The 15,797-nt window shown below is 63.5% G+C and carries 18 protein-coding genes; all 18 read right to left on the bottom strand.

Annotated elements, in window-relative coordinates; translation table 11 throughout:
* Positions 1 to 81: 81 nt before the first annotated feature.
* Positions 82 to 804, bottom strand: coding sequence for a ribonuclease III (gene rnc / locus U1E26_06840; protein MDZ4169355.1), 723 nt, complete (start codon positions 802 to 804; stop codon positions 82 to 84).
* 12 nt (positions 805 to 816) lie between these two features.
* Entirely contained in the window at positions 817 to 2,046 is a 1,230-nt protein-coding gene (gene fabF / locus U1E26_06835) for a beta-ketoacyl-ACP synthase II (protein MDZ4169354.1), read from the bottom strand.
* The gene (locus tag U1E26_06830; GenBank protein MDZ4169353.1) at positions 2,043 to 3,002 is read right to left on the bottom strand and encodes a nitronate monooxygenase; all 960 of its coding nucleotides are present in this window, start codon (positions 3,000 to 3,002) and stop codon (positions 2,043 to 2,045) included. Before U1E26_06830 ends, fabF begins: the two co-directional genes overlap by 4 nt.
* Positions 3,003 to 3,098: 96 nt before the next feature.
* Complete coding sequence (locus U1E26_06825) at positions 3,099 to 3,335, bottom strand: acyl carrier protein (GenBank protein ID MDZ4169352.1); 237 nt, start codon at positions 3,333 to 3,335, stop codon at positions 3,099 to 3,101.
* Between the two features lie 67 nt (positions 3,336 to 3,402).
* Positions 3,403 to 4,152: a 3-oxoacyl-[acyl-carrier-protein] reductase gene (fabG, locus tag U1E26_06820; protein MDZ4169351.1), complete on the bottom strand. Its 750-nt coding sequence runs from the start codon at positions 4,150 to 4,152 to the stop codon at positions 3,403 to 3,405.
* Positions 4,149 to 5,078 (bottom strand): ACP S-malonyltransferase, encoded by a 930-nt coding sequence (gene fabD, locus U1E26_06815; GenBank protein ID MDZ4169350.1) that lies wholly within the window; start codon positions 5,076 to 5,078, stop codon positions 4,149 to 4,151. Before fabD ends, fabG begins: the two co-directional genes overlap by 4 nt.
* Positions 5,075 to 6,022 (bottom strand): enoyl-[acyl-carrier-protein] reductase FabK, encoded by a 948-nt coding sequence (gene fabK / locus U1E26_06810; protein ID MDZ4169349.1) that lies wholly within the window; start codon positions 6,020 to 6,022, stop codon positions 5,075 to 5,077. Before fabK ends, fabD begins: the two co-directional genes overlap by 4 nt.
* The gene (locus U1E26_06805; GenBank protein MDZ4169348.1) at positions 6,022 to 7,032 is read right to left on the bottom strand and encodes a beta-ketoacyl-ACP synthase III; all 1,011 of its coding nucleotides are present in this window, start codon (positions 7,030 to 7,032) and stop codon (positions 6,022 to 6,024) included. The genes fabK and U1E26_06805 overlap by 1 nt, the downstream gene beginning before the upstream one ends.
* A gap of 97 nt (positions 7,033 to 7,129) precedes the next feature.
* Complete coding sequence (gene plsX / locus U1E26_06800) at positions 7,130 to 8,122, bottom strand: phosphate acyltransferase PlsX (protein ID MDZ4169347.1); 993 nt, start codon at positions 8,120 to 8,122, stop codon at positions 7,130 to 7,132.
* A 61-nt stretch (positions 8,123 to 8,183) separates the two neighbouring features.
* The gene (rpmF, locus tag U1E26_06795; GenBank protein MDZ4169346.1) at positions 8,184 to 8,360 is read right to left on the bottom strand and encodes a 50S ribosomal protein L32; all 177 of its coding nucleotides are present in this window, start codon (positions 8,358 to 8,360) and stop codon (positions 8,184 to 8,186) included.
* Positions 8,361 to 8,491: 131 nt separating this feature from the next.
* Positions 8,492 to 9,031, bottom strand: coding sequence for a DUF177 domain-containing protein (locus U1E26_06790; protein MDZ4169345.1), 540 nt, complete (start codon positions 9,029 to 9,031; stop codon positions 8,492 to 8,494).
* 15 nt (positions 9,032 to 9,046) lie between these two features.
* The gene (locus U1E26_06785) at positions 9,047 to 9,505 is read right to left on the bottom strand and encodes an ATPase (GenBank protein MDZ4169344.1); all 459 of its coding nucleotides are present in this window, start codon (positions 9,503 to 9,505) and stop codon (positions 9,047 to 9,049) included.
* Between the two features lie 12 nt (positions 9,506 to 9,517).
* Positions 9,518 to 10,009 carry a pantetheine-phosphate adenylyltransferase gene (coaD, locus tag U1E26_06780; GenBank protein ID MDZ4169343.1) on the bottom strand — a complete coding sequence of 164 codons (492 nt, stop codon included), beginning with the start codon at positions 10,007 to 10,009 and terminating at the stop codon, positions 9,518 to 9,520.
* Positions 10,006 to 10,581 (bottom strand): 16S rRNA (guanine(966)-N(2))-methyltransferase RsmD, encoded by a 576-nt coding sequence (gene rsmD / locus U1E26_06775; protein MDZ4169342.1) that lies wholly within the window; start codon positions 10,579 to 10,581, stop codon positions 10,006 to 10,008. Before rsmD ends, coaD begins: the two co-directional genes overlap by 4 nt.
* Positions 10,578 to 12,680 (bottom strand): ATP-dependent DNA helicase RecG, encoded by a 2,103-nt coding sequence (gene recG / locus U1E26_06770; protein ID MDZ4169341.1) that lies wholly within the window; start codon positions 12,678 to 12,680, stop codon positions 10,578 to 10,580. Before recG ends, rsmD begins: the two co-directional genes overlap by 4 nt.
* Before the next feature lie 6 nt (positions 12,681 to 12,686).
* Positions 12,687 to 13,541, bottom strand: a complete 855-nt coding sequence (locus U1E26_06765) for a DegV family protein (GenBank protein ID MDZ4169340.1) — start codon at positions 13,539 to 13,541, stop codon at positions 12,687 to 12,689.
* Between the two features lie 15 nt (positions 13,542 to 13,556).
* Positions 13,557 to 15,182, bottom strand: coding sequence for a DAK2 domain-containing protein (locus U1E26_06760; GenBank protein MDZ4169339.1), 1,626 nt, complete (start codon positions 15,180 to 15,182; stop codon positions 13,557 to 13,559).
* Positions 15,182 to 15,532, bottom strand: a complete 351-nt coding sequence (locus U1E26_06755; protein ID MDZ4169338.1) for an Asp23/Gls24 family envelope stress response protein — start codon at positions 15,530 to 15,532, stop codon at positions 15,182 to 15,184. The genes U1E26_06760 and U1E26_06755 overlap by 1 nt, the downstream gene beginning before the upstream one ends.
* Positions 15,533 to 15,797: the final 265 nt, after the last annotated feature.

Here is a 15,797-nt window from a genome sequence, read left to right as displayed (position 1 = left end):
CCCCCTCGAAAAGGGCAGGTCGGACGGGTGGGTTGCCGCATGAGAGCGGCGGCGGACAGTGTATCACGACGAGGTGCCGCGTCAGGGGGTCAGATCCGGATCCATCGCCCTGAGTGCATCAGCAGCCGCAGCAGCCTCGGCATCCTTCTTCGAGCGTCCCGATCCCGAACCGCGGACGGTTCCCGCCACTTCCACGATCGCAACGAAACTCCGATCGTGGGGCGGGCCGTCAGTGCGGGTGATGCGGTACAAGGGGGCAACGCCGTCGGCCTGCAACAACTCCTGAAGGCGCGACTTGGGATTCTCGGGAGTGTGGGCGGCGTCGGAGCTGATCAGCGGTCCGAGCGAATCCAGAACCCACGCGCGAGCGGTCTCGATACCGTCATCGACGTAGAGCGCGGCGGTGAGCGCCTCAAACGAGTTCTCGAGCGCGGAGGTGAGTCCGCGCCCCGCAGTCCCGACCTCGCTGTGGCCCAGAATCAAGACGTCGGCAAGGCCGAGACGTGATGCTACGGACGCGAGCACCGTTCCGGCGACCACCGACACGCGGATGCGGGTCATACCGCCCTCGTCCATCTCGGGAAAGCGTCGATAGACCTCTTCAGCCACCAGCATCCCGACCACGGCATCCCCGAGAAACTCAAGTCGCTCGTAGTAGGCAGACGGGTCGCGATCCTCAGAGGCGGAGGGGTGCGTAATCGCCTGTTGGAGCAAAGCCCGATCAGCGAAAACGTGGCCGGTTATCGCCTCCGCTCTCGCGAGTCGAGCTTCAACTGAATCGACGGGCTTGCCCGCGGTGGCCATCGCGCGCCGGTCCTACGTGCGTGCGAAGACGAGGGTGGCGTTGTGGCCGCCGAATCCGAACGAGTTGCTCATGGCCACGTGCAGATCGGCCTGTCGGGCCACGAGAGGAACATAGTCGAGATCGCACTCCGGATCAGGGTCGTCCAGGTTGATGGTCGGAGGCACGAGCCCATTCTCCATCGCAAGTATGCAGGCGATTGCCTCGACGGCACCCGCTCCCCCGAGCATGTGACCCATCATGGATTTGGTGCTGGACACGAGGGGCGCGGTGTCGCCGAAAACGCTCTTGATCGCGTTGGTCTCAGCGAGGTCGCCCACCGGCGTGGAAGTGCCGTGGGCATTGATATAGTCGACGTCATCAGGTGTGAGTCCGGCCTTCTCCAGGGCCAAGAGCATCGAACGCCTGGCACCGGATCCGTCGGGAGCGGGAGCAGTCACGTGGTATGCGTCCGCTGTCGCCCCGTAGCCCACCAGCTCGGCTCTGATTCGAGCACCGCGGGCAACGGCGTGTTCCCACTCCTCAAGCACCAGTATCGCGCCGCCTTCCGCCATGACGAATCCATCGCGCGAGGCACTCCATGGCCGCGAGGCGGCCTGCGGGTCATCGTTGCGGGTGGACAGTGCACGAGCGGACGCGAAGCCGGCAACGCCCAACGGCGTGACACCAGCATCGAAGCCGCCCGAGACGACGATATCTGCATCTCCGCGCCGAATGACTTCGAAGGCCTCTCCCAGCGCGTGGTTGCCGGTGGCGCATGCGGACACCACGGCGTAGTTGATGCCCTTGAGACCGTAGCGAATGGAGATGTGCCCGGCGGCAAGGTCGACGATCATCATCGGCACGAGAAACGGGCTGATGCGCCCGGGTCCGCGCTCAGACAGGACGGTGGTCTGCTCCTCCATGGAGGAAACGCCGCCGATTCCCGAACCGACTATCACACCGACACGCAGCGCCAGCTCGTCGTCGATCTCGGTGAGCCCGGCCTCGCGCATCGCCTCGTCAGCGGCGACCATCGCGAACTGCTGGAAGCGAGACATGCGCCTGGCTTCCTTGGAATCGATCACCCCGGAAGGGTCGAAACCGTTCACTGAGCCGGCGAATCGAGTGGTGTAGGCAGACGCATCGAAGTGCTCTATAGGAGTTATTCCGCTGCGCCCGTTGGCCAGGGAGTCCCACATAGCGTCCACGCCGACTCCCGTGCAGGAGACGACACCCATACCGGTGACGGCGACACGCCTCATGATGTCGGTCCTCCCTGAGCAGCCTGCCATTCGCTCTCGAGTCTGCTCATCAACTCACCGACGGTGGGAACATCGTGTATGCGCGCGGCGGCAGATCCCGAGAACACCAGACCTTGCTCCACGTCACCACGTTGGGCCATCTCCAGCTCGTTGACGATGCAGTACTCCTTGTGACACTCCTTGAGACAGGCGCGGCAGCGTTCGATCTCAGGGTAGTCCTCGGCCTGAGTGCGGTGCCAGAAGGGGTTCTTCAAGGCGCGCCCGGGCAGACCGACCGGGCTCTTCACGATGACGATGTCGTCATCGGTTGCATCGACGTACATCTGCTTGAAGGCCTCGGGTGCGGAAGACTCGACGGTGGCGGCAAACCGGCTGCCCATCTGAACGCCAGCAGCTCCCCTGTCAAGCGCCGTCTTGATGTCGGCGCCCGTGACCACGCCTCCGGCGGCGATCACGGGAATCTGCACTGCGGCCACAATCTCGGGAAGCAGATCGAGCATCAATCGGTCGGTGCCCAGATGCCCTCCAGCCTCGAAACCCTCGACCACGACAGCGGAGGCACCGAAGCGTTCCGCGAGCTTGGCCACCCGAGCGCTGCCGACGATCGGCACGACCGGGACGTCGAACTCGCGTCCCCAGGCGAACACGTCGCGTGAGAACCCGGCTCCTGCAACGACGAGGTCCACTCCCTCGGACATAGCTGCGCGCATACGTTCCTTGAACTTGGTGATGGCCACCATGATGTTCACACCGATGACACCACCGTCGGCAAGCGCACGCGCGTTGCGAATCTCAGATACGAGTTCGTTGTGGGACAGTCCACTGCCGGCGATCAGCCCGATTCCACCCGCAGCCGCAACGGCCCCAGCCAAGGGCGACAAGGAGATCCGAACCGCCATACCGCCCTGGACTATGGGAAGTCTCGAGGTGGCCGTGCCGATTGTCAGGGTGGGCATATCCACGAGCGCAAGGCCTTTCGCCGAGAGACGGTCATATCGGCTCGGCGGCACCGACCACACAGGGCCGCCGAGCCGTTAGATCAGTGAAGGAACCTACACCTTCTCGATGTAGGCGATAGCATCGCCGACGGTCTTGATGTTCTCCGCCTCCTCGTCGGGGATGGAGATGCCAAACTCCTCCTCGAGGGCCATGACCAGCTCGACAATGTCGAGAGAGTCAGCGCTCAGATCATCGACGAAGGATGCATCCTCGGTCACGAGGTCGTCATCGACATTGAGCTGTTCGACGATGACGGCCTTGACTTTGCTCATGATCTCATCGTGCTCCATGCTCACACACCTCCCTCCACATCGTCATCCAACCGTGCTCCGCGGCGTCGCGTGACGCCTTGAATGGCTACGAGAATGTCATACCGCCGTCCACGGCGAGAACCTGTCCGGTGATATAGGCAGCATCATCTCCTGCAAGGAAGGCTACCGCACGCGCGACATCGCCGACGCTTCCGAAGCGCTTGAGGGCGATCTGAGCCCGAGCGGCTTCGCATACGGCCTCGGGCAGTGCGCGGGTCATGTCGGTCTCGATGAATCCCGGTGCGACCGCGTTGGCGCGTACGCCTCTACCCGCGAGCTCCTTGGCGACGGATTTCGTGAGTCCGATGACGCCCGCCTTGGCGGCGGCGTAGTTCGCCTGTCCCGCGTTGCCCACAAGGCCGATGACTGACGTGACCGAGACGATCGAGCCAGAGCGCTGCTTCATCATCACTTTGGCAGCGGCCCGGGTCACCGAGAAGACCCCGGTGAGGTTCGTATCGATGACCGCACGCCAGTCGTCATCAGACATGCGTACCAACAATCCGTCGCGGGTTATCCCCGCATTGTTGACGACGATATCAAGCGCACCGAACTCGGCCACCGTCGCATCCACCAGTGACTGAGCCTCAACGGGATCGGTCACGTCGGCCCGAAAGGCCAGCGCTTGGCCGCCAGCGGTGATGATCTCGGCAACTACAGACTCGGCTGCTTCACGAGACCCGGCGTAGTTGACGACGACGACCGCGCCACGCGCCGCAAGCTCGACTGCGATCGCTGCACCGATGCCACGGGATGCCCCGGTGACCAGGGCGGCCTTGCCGGAAAGATCGCTCATGAACGCGCCGCCTCCTCGATGACCGTCTCTATTCCCACCGATTCTACGGCACGGGCGCGTACCGACTCTATGCGCTTGGCGAGGCCGGTGAGCACGTTGCCCGGGCCGGCTTCGATCAGATGAATGGGTCCGTCCGCGGTCATCTGCGCCATCGTGTCCGTCCACATCACCGGGGAGGTCATCTGTCGGATGAGGCGCTCACGAATGGTCTCTGCGTCAGTGGTCGGACGCGGGTCGGCGTTCTGGTAGACAGGAAACACGGCGTCTGAGAAGTCGGCTCCCCTCAGGGTCTCGGCGAACGCGTGCGCCGCGGGCTCCATCAGCGGGGTATGGAAAGCGCCTGACACCTTGAGCGGGATGATGCGTCGGGCTCCCGCTTCAGAAAGCACGAGCGATGCGGCCTCTACCGAAGCATCAAGGCCCGAGATGACGATCTGACTATCCGAGTTATCGTTGGCGACCCAGACAGAATCGATACCGTTGAGACAGGCACTCACCGTGCTTGCGTCGAGCCCGATCACAGCGGCCATGGACCCTAGATCACCGGCGGTCTGAGTTGCCATCAGCTTGCTGCGTTCCACAACCAGCTCAAGGCCTGCCTCGACGGAATAGACGCCGGCTATCGCCAGCGCCGCGAGCTCACCCAGGGAGTGTCCTGCGGCGCCGTCCGGCTGCAGTCCACTGTCAAGCAGGGCGGTGCCCCATGCCCAATCGGTCAGATAGAGAAGAGGCTGGGCCACGCGCGTATCAGAAAGGTCCTCGTCCGAACCCAGAACAGAGATGGCTCCCAGCTCGATATCGCTCAGAGCTTCTGCTGCATCAAGTAGGCGCTCGAAGCCGTCGGTTTCCGGGGCGGCGTCAAGCATGCCGGCATGCTGGGAGCCCTGTCCGGGAAAGACGATCATCGTTCGGGGTTGAATCGTCACGATGCGGCCCCGCGAGGTAGGCTGCCCAGAACCGCTTCGGCCTCAGCGAGCATCTCTAAGACAATCTCGGCGGCGGGCTGGATGGAGCAGACCATGGCAGCGGCCTGCCCCGCCATGAGTGAACCCATCTCGATGTCACCCTGGCGCATCGCCAGCGCGAGTTTGCCGGAGCCGAGCGCTTCGATCTCGTCGACCTTGTTGTCCCGGTCGAGGACGGCGATCTCGCGAGCGAGCTTGTTCTTGAGCACGCGCACCGGATGGCCTGTGGACCTGCCGGTGACTACCGTATCGCGGTCCTTGGCCTTGATGACCTGCTCTTTGACTGCGGGGTGGATAGTGCACTCCGTCGCGCACATGAAGCGCGTTCCGACCTGCACCGCCTCAGCGCCCAGAGCGAAGGCAGCCGCGATGCCCCTGCCATCAGCAATGCCCCCCGCGGCTATGACGGGTACCTGCACGGCATCCGCGAGCTGCGGGATGAGGACGAATGTCGTGAGTTCGCCGATGTGGCCACCGGCCTCCATGCCTTCACCGATGATCGCGTCCGCACCGATGGACTCCATGCGTCTCGCAAGCGCGACCGATGGGGCGATAGGCATAACCTTGATGCCCTGTTCCTTGAGTGCCGCCATGTACTTGCCCGGGTTGCCGGCTCCGGTTGTGACGACAGGGACGTGCTCATCGAGAACCAGCTGTACCAGATCGTCGATGTGCGGCGTCATCAGCATGAGGTTGACGCCGAAGGGCCGATCGGTGAGGGCCTTGGCCGAGCGGAGTTGCTCTTGGAGCAACTCGGTGGGCATGTGGCCCGCGCCGATGATGCCCAGACCGCCGGCGTTGGACACGGCAGCCGCAAGCTCGGCGGTAGCCGTCCAAGCCATACCGCCCTGGATGATGGGGTGATCGATGCCGAGAAGCTTCGTGAGTCTGGTGCGCAACGCCATTAGGACAATGCCTCCTTCTCGGGCGGAGCCATAGTCCATGTCACGACGGCGGCCCCCCAGGTGAGCCCCGCGCCGAATCCTACGAGTGCGAGCAGGTCGCCGGGCGCGAGTCGCCCGCTAGTATACAGGTCGTCCAAAGCCAAGGGTATCGATGCTGCCGAGGTATTGCCCGTGGCCGCGAGGTTGAGGTAGACCCGCTCATCTTCGATACCGAGCCTCTCCTCAACGGTGGTGATGATGCGCTCATTGGCTTGATGAGGAACGAGCCAACGAAGGTCGGCCACCGAATGCCCGGATGCCGTCAGGGCCTCCTGAGTTGCTCGCGGAATGACGCGGACGGCGAACTTGAAAACCTCGCTACCATTCATCTTCAGGAAGTGGTCGTGTGAATCGACGGCCGCAGCAGTCACCGGATACGTCGCTCCACCCGCGGGAACCACCAGGTGATCGCCTCCTGAACCGTCGGCACCCAGCACGATCGCTTCGACACCGCTCACATCACCGGCCCGCAGCACGACGGCGCCGGCACCGTCACCGAAGAGCACACAGGTGGATCTATCGGTGAAGTCGATGAGACGAGTCAGCGCTTCGGCGCCGACGACGAGAACGGTGTCTGCTCGCCCGGACTCTATGGCCGCAGCACCGTACTGAAGCGCATAGATGAAGCTTGAGCACGCGGCCATCAGGTCAACAGCCGGACACGCGAGGCCGAGTTTGTGCTGAGTTCGGCAGGCGGTGGAGGGCATGATGTGGTCGGGACTGGATGTGCCCACCAACAGCAGGTCCACGTCGTCGGCTCCTACGCCCGCCCGGTCCATCGCCACGCGTGCAGCTCGTTCGGCGAGATCGGAAGTGGTCTCCCCTTCTGCCACGAAGCGACGTTCGCGAATGCCCGTGCGAGAGACGATCCATTCGTCAGACGTGTCCACGAGCTGTTCAAGGTCTGCGTTGGTTACCACGTGCGTCGGCAGATAGCCTCCGACACCGATGATCTGGGCGAACCGCTGCATTGTGCTCCATGGTGGTTAGGCATGCGAGCGCGTGGTGCGCGCCCGCCCGGTCGAGGAATAGTACCCAACGCTTGACACCATGTCCACGAACGCTTTCTCAGCGTACCAACGCGTTCGCGATGCGCGAGGTAAGGCCCCCGCGAACAGCCGTATCTCCGACGCGGATGGCGTTTGCGACGGCCTTGGCACTCGACGCGCCATGACCGATGATGCACACCCCATTGACACCGAGCAGAGGAGCGCCCCCGTAGGTGTCAGGATCCAATCGTGCCTTGAGGCGAAGGAGCGCGGGCTTCATCGTGGCGGCCGCCAAGGTAGTGATGACAGACGAGGTCATGGCCTCCTTGACCTGACGCAGCAGAACGCTGCTGGTACCCTCCAGAAGCTTCAGTGCGACGTTCCCGGTGAACCCGTCAGTCACGATGACGTCAGCCACGCCTTCGAGGACATCACGTCCCTCGACGTTCCCGATGAAGCCCGGACAGCCCTCAGACAGCAGCGCGAAGGCCTCTTGGGTGAGCACCGAACCCTTAGTGGGCTCCTCGCCGATGTTGAGAAGTGCGACCCTCGGCGCGTCGACAGACAGAACCGTCGTGGCGTACGCGGATCCCATGTGGGCGAACTGAAGCAGGTTCTCTGCCTTGCAGTCTGCGTTGGCACCTGCATCCAGGAGCACGCAGGGAAGGCCCACCGTCGGCAAGACCGTCGCAATCGCGGGCCGATGAACGCCGGGGAGTCGACCCACGACAAGCGTCGCTGCGGCCATGACGGCGCCGGTCGATCCCGCAGAGAAGAACGCGTCGGCGCGACCCTCCTTGACCAGACGAGCCGCAACGACGATCGACGAGTCCTTCTTCGCCCGGACCGCGCTTGCAGGATGGTCGTGCATGTCTATGGCTTCAGTCGCCACGACGGCCACGATGCGCTCGTGCGCGGCCGCCAGGGGTTCGACGATGTCGACGGGGCCGACGGCTATGATGCCGACCCCCTTGGTTTCCCGAAGCGACAGCTCAATGCCCGCGATGATCTCAGCGGGCGCGAAATCGCCGCCGACAACGTCGACGGCGATCATGGGTTGATGGGTGGACATCGACCGGGCTCCGATCCTTGTGCCAGAAAGGCGGACGGTCGTACACAATCAGTGACGACACCTACTCGGTGTCGATGATCTCCTTGCCGTTGTAGTAGCCGCAGCCAGAGCAGACGTGGTGAGGCAACTTGGCCTGCTGGCACTGGGGGCACACGCTGACGGTTGCAGCGGTGAGCTTGTGACTCGAGCGCCGTGAGTTGGTGCGGGCGCGACCGGTCTTACGCTTGGGAACAGCCATCGTCTCGATCTCTCTCTCCGTGAGGGTTGCGAACTTCGCTACCCGTATCCATTCACCTTCGGGGGCCAGAACGCCTGACCGCACGAGGCGAAACAATACCACGCCCACGGCAACGAGTGCAAAACCCCATTTTACTCGCCGGTGCCAGGTGCAACCGGGTCCTCGACAAGGGCAGCAAGCGACGCGAACGGATGATCGGCATCGGGGACCTGTCCACACCCACACGAATCCACGTTCAAGTCAGCTCCGCAGTGGGCGCACAGACCGTGGCATTCTTCATCGTGAACAGGCGCGAACGGAGCTTCCACGATGAGGGCAGCGAGGAGGGCAGGCCCCAGATCGACGGTGTCGTCCTCGGATACGGTGCCCTCGTCGTCCTCGCCGACCTCTTCGCCCACGGGGACGAAGAAGGCCTCGATCTCAGCCTCGATCCGTGTGGCAAACTCGCACAGACACCGAGAGCACGTGGCATTGACCAGAGCGACGACGGTTCCCGTGGCGACAAACCCGGAACCCGCGTTGCTGAGCGTGGCCATCACCCTGGCGGGCTCGACGAGGACGAATCGCTCGTCGCCAACACGGATCTCGCCTACGGCTAGTTCGCCCTCGATGTCCTCAGACAGTCCGGCCGTGTCGAGAATGTCGCTGATGTCGACGAGGAACGCTGTCATAGGGCCGGTGAGCGCCTACTGGCGCTGCGATACCTTGCCCTGGAGGCGGTCCCGGCCGCGCTGGACGGCGGTGAGAAGCTTGCCGAGGTTGACCTCCAGATTCGCGAGCATCTCGTCTGCGTAGTCCTCTGCGCCAAGTCGGATCTCGCGTTCTTGAGCGCGAGCGTTGTCCATGATGTCAGCGGCCTGCTGCTCGGCGAGCCGGACGATCTCTTGCTCGCTCGCGATCGACTGAGCGCGTCCTTGCGCCTCTTCGAGGATGCGATTGGCCTCCTTCTCCGCCTCCTCGAGCATCTCCTGGCGCTCCTTGACGATCCAGCGTGCCTGCTTGAGCTCGTCGGGGAACTGCGCACGGATCTCGTCGACGATCTCGTACACGGCGTCCGGATCGACCATCTTGTTGCTTGTCAGCGGTACGTTCTTAGCACCGTCGACGATCTCCTCGATCCGGTCGATAAGGGCCATGATGTCCATCGAACGTCCTCCCTATGAGGCTGGGTTCTGTGCTCGTTCCAACGCTGTGGCGACATGCCCGGGCACAAGCCCACGGACGGTTCCGCCGTGTTTCGCAATCTCCTTGACCGCAGACGAACTCAAGAACATGTACTCCGGCACGGCCATGATGAACATGGTTTCCACGTCTGCATCAAGACGCCAGTTCAGCGCCGCCATCTGGAACTCGCGTTCGAAATCCGTGACGGCGCGTAGCCCCTTCACAATCACCGACGCACCGACTTCTTCTGCGAAGTTCACCAATAGGGTATCAAAAGGGCGGACTGACACGTTGTCGAGATGCGCGACGGCCTCAACAAGCAGCTGTACGCGTTCGTCGACGTTGAACAGCGGGCCACCATTCTTCTCCGGTGATGAGGCGACCCCAACGATGAGATCGTCAAAGATGGCCGCCGCCCTTTCGATGATGTCCAAGTGCCCTGAGGTGACGGGATCGAACGTGCCGGGCACGACGCCGCGCTTCATGATCCCCGCCCCTCCATGTGCCGCGCTACCGATATGCCTATGGTGCCGTAACGCTTCTGAGCGACTGACTCGAACCCCTCGGGCCACTCCACCTCAGTGGAGCTGGCGTGCTCCCATGACACGAGTGCCCCAGGTTCCACTGCTCCAGTACTCAAAAGGTCTGAAAGCAGTGACCGAACCTGAGCAGCGTCGAGTGTATACGGAGGGTCCAGCAGAATCAACGAGAACGGACCGCCGATGCCGCACTTCGCCAGCGAGAACACACTCCCTTTGAGCACCCTGGACTCACCGCGCAACGAGAGCGAGTCGAGGTTATCGTCAAGCACCGACAAGGCAGCGCGGTCGGTCTCGACGAAGGTGGTCGGACCGGCTCCACGCGAGAGTGCCTCGATACCGAGGGCGCCCGACCCGGCGAATGCATCAAGGCACGGGCCCCCTCCGATCTCGGGCCCCGCGAGTGAGGCGAGCACGGAGAAGAGCGACTCACGAACCCGGTCGGTGGTGGGTCGTGTGTGATTCCCCTTGGGGGCCTTCAGGCGTCGACCTCGAAGACGACCGGCGATCACTCTCATCCGCTGCTCACCCAGTCCCCTGCGCCCGAGAACGTACGCTGGACCTCGCCGCGGAGTGGCGCGTGCATCGGTGAGGCCATATGGGGATCGACGAGCACCATTGAGAACGCGTCTGAGCGAGCGGCTTCGACCAGGTCAAGGTCGGTGAGCAAATCGGCGACCTTGAGGTCAGGAATGCCATGCTGACGTTCACCCAGAACCTGTCCCGCGCCACGAAGCATCAAGTCGCGCTCAGCGAGCTCGAACCCATCGCTAGACTCGACGAGGGCCGCTATGCGCTCCTTGGCTTCGTTGGAGCGCGGGTCGGTGATCAGCCACACCTCGCCAGAGTGGTCTCCCCGACCAACCCGGCCCCGAAGCTGATGCAGTTGCGCAAGACCGAACCGCTCAGCGTCCTCGATCAGCATGACCGTGGCGTTCGCAACGTCGACCCCCACCTCGATGACCGTGGTTGAGACGAGCACCTCGATCTCTCCGTTGCGGAAGGACTTCATCACCGCAGCCTTCTCGGCAGGCCGCATCCGACCGGTCAGAAGCCCTACGTTGAGATCGGGAAATACCTCACTTCTGAGACGTTCGGCCTCGCGTACTGCTGCCTTGGCTTGTGCGGTCTCACTCTCATCCACGAGCGCACATACGACGTACGCCTGATGACCGGCTGACACCGCCCGCCTCACAGCCTCATGCGCGGGGGCCGCCTGATGCGGCTTGACTCGCTTCGTCACGACGCCGGACGCGGCGTTGGGCCGGGATCGCAGGTACGAAGTCGCCAGATCGCCGTAGAGGGTGAGCGCCAGCGACCGAGGGATCGGAGTCGCGGTCATGACAAGCAGGTCGGATGCGGCCCCCTTGCCCCTGAGGCCAAGTCGCTGACCCACGCCAAAGCGGTGCTGTTCGTCGACGATCGCAAGTGACAGGCGGTTGAACTGGACCTTCGATTCAAGCAACGCGTGCGTCCCGAACAGCACGGACAGCTCGCCGCCCGCGCATCGGTCAAGAATCGCCGCGCGGGCAGATGCGCCCGTCGAGCCCGTCAGCACACCCCACGGGATACCTGCTGCCTCGAGCAGAGGACCGACCTTCTCGGCATATTGGAGAGCGAGCACCTCCGTCGGCGCCATCATCGCCGCCTGGAATCCCGAGTCATGAGCCGCAGCCAGAGCGCACGCCGCGACGACCGTCTTACCCGTGCCGACGTCGCCAAGAAGAAGTCGATTCATGGGGCGCGGCGCCGCCATGTCCGCAAGGATGTCGCCCACACAACGATCCTGGTCGTCGGTGAGCAAGAACGGCAGTCCCTCACGAAGCGTGCGAAGCGCCGAGCCATCCACGGTGTGTGCGACTCCCGCGACCTCACGAGTGATCGCGTGCCTACGCATGGCCATATAGAGCTGAAGGACCACGAGCTCGTCGTAGGCAAAGCGCCTGCGCGCCCGGTCCGCATCCTCGAGGGAGTCAGGGAAGTGCAGCCCGCGCAGAGCTGCGGCCCGCCCGAGAAGTCCCCGCTTCATTCGGATGGAGGACGGCAGTGGGTCGGCTACATCGCCAAAGTCATCGATGGCTGATGCGATGAGGCGCCTCAGCCACGGAGCAGTGAGACCCTCGGTGCTGTGATGGACGGGGATGACCCGACCGTCGGCGTCCGAGGAGTCCTTCGCCAGCTTCTCGACGAAAGGAGCCTTCATGGTGCGTAGCCCGAAGTCGAGTTCCACGCGACCGGCCAGGGCGACCCGCTCCCCTACCACGAACCTCTGCTGCACCCACGGCTGGTTGAACCACACACCTACCACGGTCCCGGTCGCGTCGGTGAGGGAGACCTCAGTGACGGCCAGACGAGGTCGCGGGCGCTTGACGCGAACCTCATGAACGGTGCCGACAATGGTGCAATCCCCTCCGATGCGAGCATCGCGGACCAGCGTCACCCTCGTCAGATCGACGTAGCGAAAGGGGGCGTGAACGAGCAGATCGAATACGGTGTTGATGTCGAGTCTTGACAGCGCCTGGGCGCGCGCGGAGTCCACGTGCCGGGCTGCCGAGGCAGGCTCGTCGAACGCCGCCAGTCTGTCGGCACGGCTGTGTGCCGGGGGCCGCGTTGACATGGAAGGCTACTCCACCGGGTAGTAGGCGCACCCGATGGCGCCCTGGCCGACATAGGTTCCGATCACTGCGCCGATGAGTCCGTTGGGCATGAGCTCGATGTCTGCACCGGTAGCTTCGATCTCGCGCAAGAGCTCGGCCCCCTCGTCATCAAGGCATGCGTGTAGAACGGTAAGCCGCATACGGCCGTTGGCCGCCGCATCTCGTGCGACTTCAGCGGCAATCAACTGAAGTGCCCGCTTTCGACCCTTCACCTTCTTGTAGGGTTCAACGATGCCATCTGCGTTGACGGTCAGAATCGGCTTGATTCCCAGCAGTGAGGCGGCGAGTCCTTGGGCTTTGCCTGCCCGACCGCCCTTGACGAGATACTCGAGGGTTTCCAGCACGAAGAGGAAGCGCATCTCCTGAGAGACCGACTGCGCACGCGCGACGATTCCCTCGGCGTCGGCGCCTGAGTCGCGTGCCTCTACTGCGGCACGCACAACCAAAGACAGCGAATGGCTGACCTTCTTCGTGTCAACCACGTGGACGGGGATCGGGGATTCCTCTGCAGCCATCAGGGCCGAAGCCACCGTGCCCGACAGGGCACTCGTCAGATGGACGGAGACGATCTCGGTACAGCCGCGCTCGGCAAGCTCGCGGTAGGTAGCAAGGAACTCCGCGGGAGAAGGCTGCGAGGTCTTCGGCAGGATCTCGGCATTGGCCAGCATCGGGTAGAACTCGGCAGGAGGCAGCTCGACCCAGTCCAGGTAGGTCCGGTCGCCGAACAGAACCTTCAAGGGAACCATTGTTACGTCGAGGCGGACGAGTTCTTCGGCAGAGAGGTCTGAGGTGCTGTCGGTGACGATTCCGATTGATCCCACGATGTGCGCTCTTTTCTACTCTGCGGACAGGATGACCGGATACAGTGGCTGCTCGCCGCGATGCGACTCGATCTCGACGCCGGGAAGTGACTCGCCGAGTCTGTTGACCAGACTCGTGAGGGATACGTCGTCAAGATCGGCACCGGCGAACAAGGTGAGCGTCTCGATGTCCTCATCGACCAGCGCAGCTGCGAGCCTGAGCGTGACATCGGCAACATCCTCACCGATGACGGCGATGTCGTCATCGTCGATGATGCCGATGACCTGACCCGCCTTGATCGGACCGGCGGAGCCAACGGCGTCCTTGACTGCGTGCGTCACCTCGCCGGTACGCACGAGGGACGCGGCATGCGCCATCTCCTCAAGGGAAGCCTCAGGCTGGTCGCCGCCGTCCCACGCGATGAGCGCCGCGAATCCCTGCGGAACCGACGTGGTCGACAGCACGTGTACCGGCCTGTCCGCGACGGTGGCTGCCGACTGAGCAGCCATGACGATGTTCTTGTTGTTGGGAAGGATGATCACCTGTGCAGCGCGGGTCTTCACGATGGCGTCCACCAAATCTGCGGTGGACGGGTTCATCGTCTGCCCGCCGTTGACCACAACATCAACACCCAGAGACGTGAGAATCTCGGCAAGTCCGCCCCCCGACGCGACCGCCACGAAACCGACTTCCTTGACGGGTTGCGCTGAGGAATCCTGGCGCAGAAGTTCGTCTCGGGCAGCCGTCTGGCGGCGCATGTTGTTGATATGCACCTCAGCCACCTCGCCCATCGAGGTGACGTGCGATAGGACCGCGCCCGGATCGTTGGTGTGAACGTGAACCTTGTACTCGCCGTTGCTGCCGACGACGAGCTCACTGCCGCCGACTGTGGCAACGAACTCCCCGACCGCCTCCTGGTCCACGTCCTCGCCGAAGAGTAGGAACTCCGTGCAGTAAAGGAACTCGCCATCATCCCAGTCATCAACCGGCTCCACAGACAGCTCACCTGCGGTTCTGGTGGTCGAGTCCGCAAGGGTGATCCCTTTGCCGGTCAGCGCGCCGACGAAGCCTTCGAGGAGGATCGCCAGTCCGAACCCGCCTGCATCGACGACGCCATTTTCCTTGAGTATCGGTAGAAGCTCAGGAGTGCGATCAACGGACCGATACGCGGCCGCTACGATGCTGTCGAGGGCGTCACCCGCATCCATCGCGCTGGCGGCCGCTTCCCGAGCGGCCAGTGCGGCGTCGGCGACAACCGTGAGCATAGTGCCCTCAACGGGCTTGCGCACCGCCTGATAGGCCACGTCGCGGGAACGCTCCGCGGCAAGAGCGATGTGCTCCGTATCCAGTACAGGTGCAGCCGAGATCCCCTCACACAGACCCCTGAGAATCTGCGACAGGATGACCCCGGAGTTGCCGCGTGCACCCATGAGAGCCCCATGAGATACGGCGTGGCACACCTCGGCGAGCGTTGCGCTGCTGTCGAGCTTGCCGACCTCAGCCACGACCGTGGACATGGTGAGCGACATGTTGATGCCCGTGTCGCCGTCAGGCACCGGAAAGACGTTGAGTCGGTTGACCTCGTCCGCGCGCTCGGCCAGGGCTGCGGCCGCCGCGCTGATCAGGTCGGGAACGCTTGGGGTCGAACCCTCGCCGCCCACTAAGACTGCCGCACCTTCACGCCAAGGACGTGCACATCGATGCGTGCGACGGCGACGTCGGCCATGTCCGTCATCGCGTAGCGCACCCGCTGGGCAAGATTGTGTGATACCTCCGCGATATTCACGCCGTGCTCGACAACGACGTACAGGTCGATCTCGACCCCGCTCTGACCGCCTGCGACGCGGACTCCCTTGCGGAGCTTCTGCCGCGGGAGAATCTGAGCGACGCCGTCTGCAAGCGTGGGGCTTGCCATGCCGACCACGCCGTAGCCCTCAAGGGCGGTGTACCCTGCAAGGTCCGCCAGAACGTCGTTGGCGATGTGAACCGCTCCCTGCGCGCACTTCGTCATCGTCGCACTCCAATCCCGGTCAGAGACACCCTCATCAGCTCACAGCTTGGCGAGCGAATCCTCGTCGGCTGAGTATATCTGATGAAGGGGTTGGCGCGACCTGACCGCGTGCAGTGATAGACACGGCCCGTTGCCTCACGTAAGAATGTCGTCGAACGTCACCTTCGTTGACTCATCATAGATGTCGTCGAAATCGGGTGCCTGCACCTCCCTTCTCCTGATCGATTCCTTGAGTGAGACGAGCTCATAGAGACGACGCTGCCGT

The organism is Coriobacteriia bacterium, from assembly GCA_034370385.1.
GTDB lineage: Bacteria > Actinomycetota > Coriobacteriia > Anaerosomatales > PHET01 > JAXMKZ01.
Note: the sequence above shows the minus strand (reverse complement) of the source record. Positions and strands in the feature narration are given on the sequence as shown.

Coding starts and splice junctions, on each gene's coding strand:
- fabK (MDZ4169349.1), bottom strand. CDS start 6,022: ATGGCGTTGCGCACCAGACTCACGAAGCTTCTCGGCATCGATCACCCC.
- U1E26_06825 (MDZ4169352.1), bottom strand. CDS start 3,335: ATGGAGCACGATGAGATCATGAGCAAAGTCAAGGCCGTCATCGTCGAA.
- coaD (MDZ4169343.1), bottom strand. CDS start 10,009: ATGAAGCGCGGCGTCGTGCCCGGCACGTTCGATCCCGTCACCTCAGGG.
- U1E26_06830 (MDZ4169353.1), bottom strand. CDS start 3,002: ATGCCCACCCTGACAATCGGCACGGCCACCTCGAGACTTCCCATAGTC.
- rsmD (MDZ4169342.1), bottom strand. CDS start 10,581: ATGAGAGTGATCGCCGGTCGTCTTCGAGGTCGACGCCTGAAGGCCCCC.
- plsX (MDZ4169347.1), bottom strand. CDS start 8,122: ATGTCCACCCATCAACCCATGATCGCCGTCGACGTTGTCGGCGGCGAT.
- fabF (MDZ4169354.1), bottom strand. CDS start 2,046: ATGAGGCGTGTCGCCGTCACCGGTATGGGTGTCGTCTCCTGCACGGGA.
- recG (MDZ4169341.1), bottom strand. CDS start 12,680: ATGTCAACGCGGCCCCCGGCACACAGCCGTGCCGACAGACTGGCGGCG.
- rpmF (MDZ4169346.1), bottom strand. CDS start 8,360: ATGGCTGTTCCCAAGCGTAAGACCGGTCGCGCCCGCACCAACTCACGG.
- U1E26_06755 (MDZ4169338.1), bottom strand. CDS start 15,532: ATGACGAAGTGCGCGCAGGGAGCGGTTCACATCGCCAACGACGTTCTG.
- fabG (MDZ4169351.1), bottom strand. CDS start 4,152: ATGAGCGATCTTTCCGGCAAGGCCGCCCTGGTCACCGGGGCATCCCGT.
- rnc (MDZ4169355.1), bottom strand. CDS start 804: ATGGCCACCGCGGGCAAGCCCGTCGATTCAGTTGAAGCTCGACTCGCG.
- U1E26_06790 (MDZ4169345.1), bottom strand. CDS start 9,031: ATGACAGCGTTCCTCGTCGACATCAGCGACATTCTCGACACGGCCGGA.
- U1E26_06785 (MDZ4169344.1), bottom strand. CDS start 9,505: ATGGACATCATGGCCCTTATCGACCGGATCGAGGAGATCGTCGACGGT.
- U1E26_06805 (MDZ4169348.1), bottom strand. CDS start 7,032: ATGCAGCGGTTCGCCCAGATCATCGGTGTCGGAGGCTATCTGCCGACG.